Source organism: Bacillota bacterium, from assembly GCA_012842395.1.
Taxonomy (GTDB): Bacteria; Bacillota; SHA-98; order UBA4971; family UBA4971; genus UBA6256.
This window is the reverse complement of the sequence record DUSX01000049.1, coordinates 1-3,095: the sequence shown is the minus strand read 5'-3', so window position 1 is coordinate 3,095 and position 3,095 is coordinate 1. Positions and strand designations below refer to the sequence as shown.

The 3,095-nt window shown below is 57.1% G+C and carries 2 protein-coding genes and 1 riboswitch; of the genes, one reads left to right on the top strand and one right to left on the bottom strand.

The genetic code is table 11. The features are described 5' to 3' along the window. Positions 1–367: hypothetical protein (locus GX515_13230; protein ID HHY33957.1), on the bottom strand; the 367-nt coding region annotated here is incomplete at its 3' end. 543 nt (positions 368–910) lie between these two features. Further along, positions 911–991, top strand: a riboswitch (cyclic di-GMP riboswitch). A gap of 327 nt (positions 992–1,318) precedes the next feature. Here GX515_13230 and GX515_13225 point away from each other — a divergent pair. Beyond that, a partial coding sequence (locus GX515_13225) for a VWA domain-containing protein (protein HHY33956.1) occupies positions 1,319–3,095 on the top strand: 1,777 nt, incomplete at its 3' end.

The window sequence follows — 3,095 nt, the reverse complement described above, 5'->3', positions numbered from 1 at the left end:
GGTGCCGGTCACCGCAGGTTCGTCCGCTCGGATTCTCGCTCAGCCACCGCTCGAAGTCCTCCATGTCAAAGGGGATCGGCACCATCCGCGATGGGGACCACGATCCTCGGTGGTAAGCTATCACCTGTCGCCGCCGGACAAGGAAGTCGTTGTACTCGTCCACGCCTCCACCCCACAGGACGCGAAACTCCTCCGGACCGTAGGTCACGAAAACGAGGGTCTCACCATCCCATACGATCCCGCTTGTCCAGGGCTTGTACCCAACATCATCATCGCGCACGGCGCCCACGGCACCTTTCGCTGCAAAGAGCAGGCGGGTCCGGGGTTCTCCGCCCCCAACATGGCTTCCGTTCGTCTCGTGAGGCATGGCCACCACCTCCCCGAGATGATGATACCTCAAGTGGTGGACATAAAAGTGTCCGGGGCCGACGATCCGGATCCCGCGCCAGCGGGTCGGCCGCGCTCGTTCTGGGGGCGGTCCGAAGTAAGCGTGAAACGCCCCGCGTTCACCCGAAAGGACATCACCAGGGACCTCACCCGTCCATGACGCAGTGCCGCGAATGCGGGACGGGACAGCGTTTCGAACGGTATCGTGTCCTCAAGGAATCCTCTGGCGGCTCGGATCATCCGCGTGTGGACCTTGGCAGAACCTTGGTAGCTACGCTTCCCTGAGGTGGCGGAGGATGGTCTTGAGACACTGTATCGCGGCCGCCCTTGAGCAGGTCCTCTCCTCCCCCTGAAGCTAAATCAGGTTCGTTCCTGGGCTGCAATCTGCGCCCGAGCACCATGAGCCTCCCATGTCTTCCGAGCATGTGTACCAGCCCAATTCTTACATTATTTTCTGTCGAAGCGGCAGGAAAAACCAATGCAGTACAGAATTGTCAGATTGCAATGCGCCAAGAGGGGCTCCCCTTCTTGCGGAGCTATGAGACGGCATCTGGACTGGTCACTAGCGATGCCGTGGAGCCACGTGAACCCACCCGCATGCCGGGTGGGTTTTTTGATTCCCTACCCTGCACCAAGCGTAGAAATAGGGGGTAATGGATGCCGCCAGGGAGTCACATGGCGGGGAGCACAGGAATTTGGCTCGACATCGAGTTACGTGCAGTGCGCGGACGCGCATGTGTCCGCTGCGTATCTTACGATGAACATGAAGCGGGGTGACCTATGTAGCCGGCGACATAGAGAAGCGCGGCGGACGCGTCTTGGCCCTCGGAAAACCAACGAAGGACCGGTTGCGGGGCACAGTGGTCACATAAGTGGCAGCACTACCGAAGGTGAATGATGGCTCCCTGCGCTAAACGAAATGGAGGCGGAGATGTCTGACATGACGAGCACTCGTGACCGGAAGAAGCTTGTTGTGTTGCTGGATGGCTCCTCTTCTATGGGTGAATTGTACAGAGGTCGCTCGAGGTTTGAAGCAGCTCTTCAGATGATCAAGGCGTTCTGCAGCGAGATACCCAAGACCTTCGGGGTGGAGCTTGTTGTTTTCGGCGACGGGGCCAGGGAACCGCTCTCGTTCGAGGGGCCTGAGGAGCTGTTGGCAGAATGGGACACGCGAGTCATGGAGTACCTTTCGGGCTACCCCCGTGGCGGAAGTGCCATATGGGACTGCCTCGGTATGCAAGCTGAGCGTGTTATCAGTACATCTGCCCCGGGCACGCAAGTCAAGATCTTCCTGATAACAGACGGCCAGGACAACAGAAGCATCGTCTACAAAGACGAGAAGGCCGTAAGGGATGCGCTTCTTGCTGGAAAGACCGAGATAGACGATTTGACCGTCGTTTATCTGGGTGATGATACAGACGACAAGTCCAGGCTAGAGGACCTCATACGCAGTATAGGCGGAGGCATATTCGGACCGGAAATCACACTGGACGACTCCCAGCTTAAGCAGATAGCGAAGTCCATGAAGGGTCCGTCTATTCCGCCGCCACTTCCGATTCGTGTTCCCGTCTTATCCTTTCTCGACGGAGAAGACAACTCGTCGTTGTCGGGTACGACGGAGGAGGTTGAGAAGATTCAAGGACTCGCTGCCCAGGCCATCGCCTTTCTCGAGGAACTGACAGGGCTTCGCTATTATCCCGTGCCGACACTCCTGGTCCCGCGGAATGTGGTCGCTGATCTACGTGAACACACGGAACTCTACACGGTTCGTCTCAAGCGCATCGCCCGAATACTGTTGTCCCTTTGCTTGGCTATCCACGTGCGCTGCTATTTGGATCGCGAAGAAGAGCATGCCCTGATTTCCTTTCTGTGTGACCAGAAGCCTGAGAATCCGAAGCCTGTGTGGCTGCCCCATATCTGTCTGCGCGATAAGTACCGGTGTCAACTTATCCATGGTCTCTGCGAGGGTGCCGTTCTGGGTAATGCCATAGAGTATATCAATGGGGGTACATTCCGAGTCTATATCGACGGAACCAGCGATTGCCCCTCTCAGGTCAAAGAGCTACTTGAGTATGTCATCCAGTTGCTAGACGAAGTCAGTCGAATGCGACCGGGAAGGCGCTTTCGTCATTGGGCACAAGGATACTGGGGAGGAGCGGGAATGCTGGAACCGGCCGACAGGGCGTTCATGAAAGGTTGGCTGGCTGAAAGAAATCTCCCCTACTGGGGTGATACCCCCGGTGAAGAGCCGGAGGTGTCGACGGTGCGTGACATACTCAAGGTTCTTGGCGAAGAACTCGTCGAAGGACTTCGCCAGGTCAAGCGGCATAAGTCGCGCATTCACGCGTTCTTTATAGAGGACGTACCAACTTACGGGCTGTATGTGCCGAGAGGGCCCCAGGGCGTGCACAGCTCGTCAAGCGGGTTCCTCAAAGCTCGGCATAACAAGCAACCGGATATCGGGATGCAGGCGTTCGGCAAGGTCCTGCTTTCCAACTCTGCCATCAAGGATTTCGGGAACGAACTTGCGGAATTGCTGGGCGCATCATCGATGGTCATCGACGATAGGGGTTTTGGCATAAAGTACGAGTTGCCTCACCATCTTCGTCCAAAGTGGGAGCACCTAACCACGGCATTTCTCCAGAGTGTCATTATCCATGAGCACGCTCATGCGATCTTCGCCGAGGGGATCGGTGAACACGGGAGGG